13 protein-coding genes are annotated in these 7,482 nt (G+C 64.6%); 11 read left to right on the plus strand and 2 right to left on the minus strand.

All coding sequences use genetic code 11. The features are described from left to right. The first annotated feature begins 135 nt into the window (after positions 1-135). The 11 genes from ACP7BY_RS20780 (at position 136) to ACP7BY_RS20830 (ending at position 6,267) form a co-directional block, all read left to right on the plus strand. Complete coding sequence (locus ACP7BY_RS20780; RefSeq protein ID WP_426288353.1) at positions 136-1,077, plus strand: phosphoadenosine phosphosulfate reductase family protein; 942 nt, start codon at positions 136-138, stop codon at positions 1,075-1,077. Beyond that, positions 1,074-1,397, plus strand: a complete 324-nt coding sequence (locus ACP7BY_RS20785) for a hypothetical protein (RefSeq protein ID WP_010405796.1) — start codon at positions 1,074-1,076, stop codon at positions 1,395-1,397. Before ACP7BY_RS20780 ends, ACP7BY_RS20785 begins: the two co-directional genes overlap by 4 nt. A gap of 76 nt (positions 1,398-1,473) precedes the next feature. Further along, positions 1,474-1,602, plus strand: a complete 129-nt coding sequence (locus ACP7BY_RS20790) for a hypothetical protein (protein ID WP_269430337.1) — start codon at positions 1,474-1,476, stop codon at positions 1,600-1,602. A 59-nt stretch (positions 1,603-1,661) separates the two neighbouring features. Then, positions 1,662-2,630 (plus strand): hypothetical protein, encoded by a 969-nt coding sequence (locus ACP7BY_RS20795; RefSeq protein ID WP_010405795.1) that lies wholly within the window; start codon positions 1,662-1,664, stop codon positions 2,628-2,630. Further along, positions 2,627-2,977, plus strand: coding sequence for a DUF3768 domain-containing protein (locus ACP7BY_RS20800; protein WP_010405794.1), 351 nt, complete (start codon positions 2,627-2,629; stop codon positions 2,975-2,977). Before ACP7BY_RS20795 ends, ACP7BY_RS20800 begins: the two co-directional genes overlap by 4 nt. Positions 2,978-3,208: 231 nt before the next feature. Continuing rightward, on the plus strand, positions 3,209-3,538 hold the full coding sequence (locus ACP7BY_RS20805) for a hypothetical protein (protein ID WP_010405793.1): 330 nt from the start codon (positions 3,209-3,211) through the stop codon (positions 3,536-3,538). A 210-nt stretch (positions 3,539-3,748) separates the two neighbouring features. After that, on the plus strand, positions 3,749-4,069 hold the full coding sequence (locus ACP7BY_RS20810) for a DUF7673 family protein (RefSeq protein ID WP_010405792.1): 321 nt from the start codon (positions 3,749-3,751) through the stop codon (positions 4,067-4,069). Between the two features lie 168 nt (positions 4,070-4,237). Beyond that, positions 4,238-4,741, plus strand: a complete 504-nt coding sequence (locus ACP7BY_RS20815; protein ID WP_010405791.1) for a DUF736 domain-containing protein — start codon at positions 4,238-4,240, stop codon at positions 4,739-4,741. Positions 4,742-4,877: 136 nt separating this feature from the next. Next, entirely contained in the window at positions 4,878-5,192 is a 315-nt protein-coding gene (locus tag ACP7BY_RS20820; protein ID WP_010405790.1) for an antitoxin, read from the plus strand. Between the two features lie 11 nt (positions 5,193-5,203). Next, on the plus strand, positions 5,204-5,602 hold the full coding sequence (locus ACP7BY_RS20825; RefSeq protein WP_010405789.1) for a type II toxin-antitoxin system VapC family toxin: 399 nt from the start codon (positions 5,204-5,206) through the stop codon (positions 5,600-5,602). A 344-nt stretch (positions 5,603-5,946) separates the two neighbouring features. After that, positions 5,947-6,267, plus strand: a complete 321-nt coding sequence (locus tag ACP7BY_RS20830) for a single-stranded DNA-binding protein (protein WP_010405787.1) — start codon at positions 5,947-5,949, stop codon at positions 6,265-6,267. Between the two features lie 42 nt (positions 6,268-6,309). On the opposite strand, the gene ACP7BY_RS20835 is transcribed toward ACP7BY_RS20830, so the two are convergent. Further along, positions 6,310-6,474 carry a hypothetical protein gene (locus ACP7BY_RS20835; RefSeq protein WP_169313331.1) on the minus strand — a complete coding sequence of 55 codons (165 nt, stop codon included), beginning with the start codon at positions 6,472-6,474 and terminating at the stop codon, positions 6,310-6,312. Between the two features lie 133 nt (positions 6,475-6,607). Next, on the minus strand, positions 6,608-7,255 hold the full coding sequence (locus ACP7BY_RS20840; RefSeq protein WP_010405786.1) for a hypothetical protein: 648 nt from the start codon (positions 7,253-7,255) through the stop codon (positions 6,608-6,610). Positions 7,256-7,482: the final 227 nt, after the last annotated feature.

A 7,482-nucleotide genomic window follows, 5' to 3' on the forward strand; every position in this document is an offset into this window, starting at 1 on the left:
TTGGGCCCTCGGCGCTGACGGAGGCCATGGGCATGCTCAACCACCATTTCGCAGCAGCCGCCTGATCGGCGCAGAGCGACAGCCTACCTCTGACTGCCGCCAATCTTTGCAACAGAGCCTCCGCGCGCGCGACGCATGGCTATTCACGCCGATCTAGGCCGGGCCGAATGGGCATCTACACCCGCAACGGTGGCGCACATCGCCGCGCTCGCGGGCATGCCGCTCACCGTTGTTCGACGGGCGGCCGGCGACCTCGTCGACCGCTGGATCCAGCGCTTCGAAAACGCCAAGCGGCGCTATGAAGCGCTGGAAACCTATAACCTTATAGGCCCCTGGTCTTCGGCCTCACTTCGGTTCTGCCAGTCGGAGATGAAGGCGGCAGTCATCGGCCCGGCGGTGGCGCGGATGTTTCCCGGTGAACGCATCATCTCGGTGCTCGGTCTTCGCCGCGACGAGAGTCACAACCGCTCCGCGATACCCGTCGCCAAGGCAGATCACCGTCATGCCAAGGCCGGAAACCGCCAGGGGACGATCATGTCGCTCTGGCATCCGCTCGCCGACTGGACGGCCGGCGACGTGTTCCGCGCGCACCAGCTCCTCGGCATCCCGCTGCACGAGGCGTATACCGAGTGGGGCTCGACCCGCTTGTCATGCCGATACTGCATATTTGCCTCGCTCCACGACCTCCAGGCTTCAACCGCAGCGCCGCCGAATGGCGAAATCTACCGCGAGCTGGTTGGCATCGAGGCACGCTCGACCTTCCCGTTCCAACCGACACGATGGCTGGCCGACGTCGCACCGCACCTGCTCGGTCGCGCCCTTCACTCAGACATAGTCCGCGCCAAGGCCGACCAGGCGGAGCGTCGGCGCATCGAGGCCGCAATGCCGGCGGGCCTGCGCTATGTTGCCGGCTGGCCGCCACGCCTTCCGACACGCCCCGAGGCCGAGGACATCGCAGCGGCACGGCGCCCGATCCTTGCGCGCCACCGTCTCGAAGATCGCTATTCGTCAGTTACCACCATTTTGGACCGATTCTCAGAATTGATGGCGATTGGCGCCCGAAAGCGCGCCGCTTGATCAGATTCACGGCGAAAATCCGCCGCTTCGAAATCTCGGCATCGATTGATCCCGTTGCCCCGCTTGGCTGGCGCTTCTGGACGCTTGCCGGTTTCCCTGGCGATCCGGTCGAGCCACGGCCCTATGGCGGCTCGCGCTGCCTGCCGCTCGCGATCGTCGACATCGCGGGCCAGCCTCGTTGGCTCTGCGCGATGGAGTTGGACCGCTCGCTCTGGCTCTTCGGCAGCCACGATCTTTTCCCCTGCACGGAACAGGGCGGGGCCGACGCATTCGCTCAAGCCATCATCGATCAGCTTAGGCACCAGGCCAGGCTGCTCTGACAGGGACCCCAATCATGGAAACCACCCGCAGCCTGTGCTGGCGGGAACGTCGCGCCCCACGCCCTTCACCTTTCTCATGATCGAGCTTGCCTCTGGCGAAGGGTGCGAGGGCGTGGCGGAGGCCGCGCGCCGGCTCGAGTTGGCGACGGGCGACATCCAGGGCGCCGCCGAGGCCATCCAACGCGCGGGATCGCCCGCGCGCTGACAAGAGGAGGGGGGCTGAAGAGGCGGCGATTTGCCGCCTTTCAAGCCCGAGGCCTCCCAATGTCTGTCCTGACTCCCCACCGACCCGCCGATTTGCCGAGGCAGCCCGACAGGCTCCTGGCTGGCGCACCGGCGCCGATCGTCCTCGCCTATGGCATCGGCGTCGATTCCACCGCGCTGCTTGTCGAGCTGTCAGCGCGCGGCGAGCCGCCGGATCTGGTCCTGACGGCTGACCCCGGGGCCGAGAAACCAGAGACCTATGAATATCAAAAGCTGATCGCCGCCTGGATGGCGGCGCGGCGCATTCCCTATGAGGTTGTCCGCTACGTGCCCCGACGCTTCAAGCACTGGCCTCCATATTATTCGATCCTCGCCAACGTGCTCACCAATGCGACGCTCCCCAGCATCAGTCTGGGACGCCACAGCTGCTCGCTCAAATGGAAGGTCGCGCCACAGGATGCCTTCCTCAAGCGATGGGCGCCAGCTCAGGCCGCATGGGCGCGCGGGCAGAAGGTGACACGCCTGATCGGCTATGACGCATCCCCTGCCGACACGCGCCGCTATGCCCACGCCTCAGCTATCGACGACCCGCTTTTCAATTGTCGTTATCCGCTTCGCGAGTGGAACTGGACGCGCGACCGTTGCATCGCTCGCATCGAAGCGGCCGGTCTGCCGGTCCCGCCCAAATCGAGCTGCTTTTTCTGCGGCGCGATCCGGCCCGATGAGGTGCGTGCGTTGCCGCAATGGTGCCTGCGCCTGATCGTCCTCATCGAAGCGCGGGCCGAACCGCGCCTTCGCACCGTCGAAGGTCTCTGGCGCCGGTCGACCAAAACCAAGCCCGGCAGGATCACCGATTTCATTCGCGCGGAGCGCCTTCTTTCCGAGGCCGAGGTCGACGCGATCCGCCGCGACGCGCCGACCGAGCTTGTCCGCTTCCAGGACGCCGCCGGCCTCGTGCCAGTGAGCGAGCGTCCGACGATGGAGGAATGGCTCGAGAGCTTCAACGCCGGCCTGATGGAGGCAGCATGACCGACCGAATGTTACGGATCGCCGCGCTCAACGACCGTTGCCGCCAGGGTCTGGATCCGACCGGCCGCATCGTCATCACCGCCGCCTGTCTCGCGACCTTAGCAGAGGAGAGGGGCAAGGTTGCTCAGATTTTGGCCCAGGCCGATTTGATGGCCGCAATTCGGCGATACGTCTTCAGGCCCGAAGAATCTCGCGAGCGGGCGCGCGGCGACCTCGTCGTCGCCGGCCACGCCGTCCGCTTCACGATCGATTATTATGACCTCACGCTCGAATGGGGGTCCGAGGACCCGGCTGACCCGCTGGTCACGGTGAGAGTCATGACGATCATGCTCCCCAGCGACGACTGAGCGTCGCGCAACTTTCCGACACCCAATCCGGAGACCAGCCATGCGGCGAATTACACCGGCCGGGCCCGAACATGGGCAGGCGATAGCAATAGCAGTTGAGCGTCTGCGCGAAGCCCGTACTCTGCTTCGGCAGGCCGGCGCGCGCCAGGCAGCCTCGGCGGCCGGCAAGGCGATCAGCAGCGCCGAGGGCGCTGCCCGGCACGTACAACACAGGATCCGGAGGACGACCCAATGAGCCGGCATGACCTTCAGCCCAAGGCCGATCAGCCGCATGTCGTGCGCGCGACCGTCGGTTGGGACCGTCCACTGCAGACGTTCTTCGCACAGGTGTTCTTCCGCACCGAGGACGAGCCCGATGAAGGTGAAGCCCTGATCTGGCTCGGCACCGAACCCGGCGAAATGCTGACGCCCGAGGCCGTGATCGCCGTGGTCGCGCCCCATGTCGAAATGCCCCCTGACCTCGCCGAGCGGCTCAACGCTGAAATGCGTCAGACAACCGGCATGAAAGACGGCCGCCATCAGGCCGCGGCCAAGCGGTCGCTCTTCGGCTCGATCCACTGATGCGTTGACGCGCTCCCGCTCGCGGCCACGCTCGCGTCGAGCCGTCTTCACTCATCCACACGCGTCGCCGGCATTGCCGGCAGCGCCCACCATCGCGTGCCCGGCGCACCGATGATCTAGGAGCCGTTTGGTAACACCACTCCGCCTCCGATCGACTTCGCGGTTGCGCCACAGATGCAGACCTATAGCTTCGTCGCCCGGAGACAGACGATGACCTCGATTCCGACCGATTATGATGCGGCGCGCGCGGCGCTGACGCGCCTCTTACCGATCGCGATGTCCGACACCGGCCAGGCGCGTCGCGTTGCCAACTTCCTGATGGCCTGGTGGAACGGCCCGGACCTGGGCCATTTCGAGATCGCCGATATGTTCGGCCTCGACGTTGCTATCGCCAACGACATCACGACGGTCATCGGCTTTCTCGGTCAGAACGACCGCGGCGCCGTCTATATCGACAGCCTGGGGTTCGCCGAAGAGATGCAGGACATTATCGCGCTGTGGCGCAAGCCGGCAACGCCGCTCACAAACTGACGTCTTCTTACGCCCCTGAGACGATCAGGAACGACCCGACGGCGCCGAAGAGGCGTCCGTCGGAGCGGCGCTGGCGCGCCTTACTCGGCCGAACGGCCGAGGAGCTGAGTGGGTGAGAGAGTGTGTTCGGACAAGGGGTTCGAGCAACACAACTCAAGGAGACTTCCCATGAACATCGGCACCATCACCCAGAACGCCAGCGGCACCTACACCGGCAAGATCTCGACGCTCACCGTCGCGATCGTGATCGCACTGCGCACCGTCCAGTCCGCCAACCCGCGCGCGCCAAAGTTCGAGATCCTTGCGCTTTCGGCCGCCCGCCAATGGGTTCAGGTCGGCGCGCTGTTCGAGCTATCGTCCAACTCGACCGGCGAAAGCTTCCTCAACGGCAAGATCGAGGATCCGAGCCTCGACAAGCCGCTCTACGTCTCGGCATTCCGCCAGGAGGACGGCTCGTACAACATCGTCTGGTCGCGCCCGACCCGCCGCCGCGACGCACCGACTGACACGGTCGCGGCCGACGACGGCCTGCCGCCGCTGCCGGGCGCCGACGAGCCAGCTGCTCCTGCGGGTGGCGACGGTCTGGGTGAATCTTCGGCCGACGGCGCGTTCGGAAGCGAGCCCGCGACGCCCGGTGGCCGCAAGCGCCGCACGCCCGAAATGGCCGACTGACCGGTCACAACCCGTCCTCTGACGCGCTCCATACCCAGCGCGTAGATCCTGGCAGGGCTCGCTTCGCTCACCTGGCGAAGCGGGCCCTGTTTTTCGTTCGCCCGAATCCGTCATCCTGCGCGGTCGGCGCACTTGCATGCTCGCCAACCATGTATATGTTGATGTATATGCAAAGGAGGCCGTCGTGGCAGCTAATCATCCTCAGGCTTCAGTCTCGCGTGAAGTGAAGCTTTTTCGAAACAATAAAAGTCAGGCGGTGCGTATTCCCGCCGACTTCGAGCTGCCCGGCGACCGAGTGATGATACACCGCGAAGGCGACCGACTGGTGCTCGAGCCGATCAGGCGCAAAGACATCCTCGAAGTGCTCGCAAGCCTTGAGCCGCTCGGACCCGACGACCAATTTCCTGATATCGACGATACGCTCCTGCCAGCCAGGGCAATCGACCTGTGAGCAAACTCTACATGCTCGACACCAACATCGTGTCTGAGCTTGCGCGAAATCCTCACGGTATCGTCGCCTCGCGCATCGCCGAGGTCGGGCCAGACGCGATATGCGTCAGCATCATCACCGCGGCGGAATTGCGGTATGGCTGCGCGAAGAAGGGATCGCCCAGACTGCTGGCACAGATCGAAGCAATCCTCGGAAGCGTTCAGGTGCTCGCCCTCGATGTACCCGCCGACACCGAATATGGCGGGATCCGTGCCGAGTTGGAGAGCGCGGGGAAACCGATCGGTCCGAACGACCTCTTCATTGCTGCCCATGCCTATGCACTAGATGCGACGTTGGTGACGGCCAACGTCGGCGAATTTTCCCGCATCCGCGCGCTCACCGTCGAAAACTGGCTCACCGACCGCCCCTGAATCGGCGACTGGCCTGCCAAACCTGATGTCGCCTTCCGGCTTCTCCCGGTGAACGAGACTGCGACGCACAGCGGGACGGACTATCGCCGAGACCGTAGTGGACTGATGGTGCAAAGCTATCCTCGTCAGGTTCGCCGGCCTTCCTTCGCCTTTGACTGACACCTGCGGCGGACGGTCTCGCATCACAACCCCATCCAGTCGCCCGTGTTGCCGCTTCGCGGCTGCCCGCGCCAGCTCCCTCCAGGGGTTTCCCTCCGCATAGCGCTCCGGTGCGATGCGATCCCGCACGCCGCTCTTCGGTGTCACCGGCGGGAAGGCCGTCGGACCCAACAAGGAGCACGTCCATGAACATCGTCAACATCACCGGCCGCGTCGCCAAGGATCCCGAGACCCGCAGCACCGTCACCACCCTCATCGTCGCGACCGACCGCGTGAAGCTCAAGGACGGCAAGACCTACGTCGACGAAGCCACCGGCTACACGGCCAAGGAGACCGAATTCCACAAGGTCACCTGCTTCAACGGCCTCGGCAAATCCGCCGCAACCCGCGAGAAGGGCAACGTCGTCGCGATCTCCGGCCGGATCCACTATTCGAGCTGGGAAGACCGTGACGGCGTGAGCCGCTACGGCTGCGAGATCATCGCCAACAGCATCGACTTCTTCTGACCAACCCGGGGCGGCGCCTTACGGCGCCGCCTCTCGTTCGCTTTAAGCCGGCCGCGCCAGCAGCTCGGCAACGCTTTCGGCGAACCCCTGGGCAAGCAAGGCTTCGTCGCCCGTGAGCCGAATTTCGTCCGCCATGCTTTTGTCGAGGAGCGCCTTCAGCCTGTCGGCCAATGCCCGCGCCGCGTCCCTGATCATCGCTTCATCCATGCTGAACCTCGTGGGATCGACATCTCGCCACGCGCGATTCCGCGTGATCAACTGGGCGGCTGTTCGCCGACTCCGACTATAGCGCAAGTGAAGGCGGCCGACATGCCGGCAACAGCTTCGACAGTCGTAAAGTTCAATCGAGCTGTCCCGGAAAATTCTCGCGGCGTCCGGCCTCCAGATTGCGGACCATATTATCGATCCCAATCTCCAGGAACTCGGCGACGTGAAAGTTTGCCGTCTCCCTGAGCTTCCATTGATGCTCGGTGACGATCGCGATCACGACGTTGACCAGTTCGATGACGGCCGAATCCTCCAGCGGGAAATCGACGTAAATCCGCTCAGGCTCGCGAAAATAGCGCTTGTCGAGGTGCGCGAAGAACTTGTCCCGGCGGCCCATGATCGCGGTGATGGTCGCGCGTTGCGCCTCCAACCGCGCGACCTGCTCGTCGAACGTCTCGGCGGGCGGGGTTCCGGCCTTCCACGTGATGTGCGTACGGTTGGTCACGCAGAATTTGAGGAAAGCGAAGATGCTTCCTTCCGATCGGCCCGGATCTTCGAGCAGACGCGCCGCTGCTAGATGGAGATCGATCTCGGCCGAGTGCATCAGCGGATAGAGCATCGGCTCGATCTTCCAGAGCTTCTCGCCATGGATCTCGCGCTGGCGAAGGAGCTGGCGGTATATGGCGAGCTTTGCGACGAGCCCCGGCGGCTCGTTCGCATGGAGCAGTGTCGCATAGCGCGACAGTCGCGCCTCGTAATTTGTCTGGAGCTCGGCCTTCATATTTCGTCCTTCCTCCGCCGGGGCGGCATATGTCGGCGCATCCCGGCCGCGGCCGGGACCGGCGCTCTACTCGGCTAACGCCTCCCGAAGCCCCGGTGCCCGGGTCTTCGTAGGGTCGACGCGGAACGCCTCTTTCGAGGATGTTCCAGCGCCTCCCCCCGAACCGTGCTTGCACCTTTCAATGCACACGGCTCTCCATTCCGCTGGTCAACCGACCGCCGTGGAGA

Origin of the sequence: Sphingomonas sp. PSPC2-2, assembly GCF_049897725.1 — a bacterium.
Classification (GTDB): Bacteria; Pseudomonadota; Alphaproteobacteria; order Sphingomonadales; family Sphingomonadaceae; genus Sphingomonas.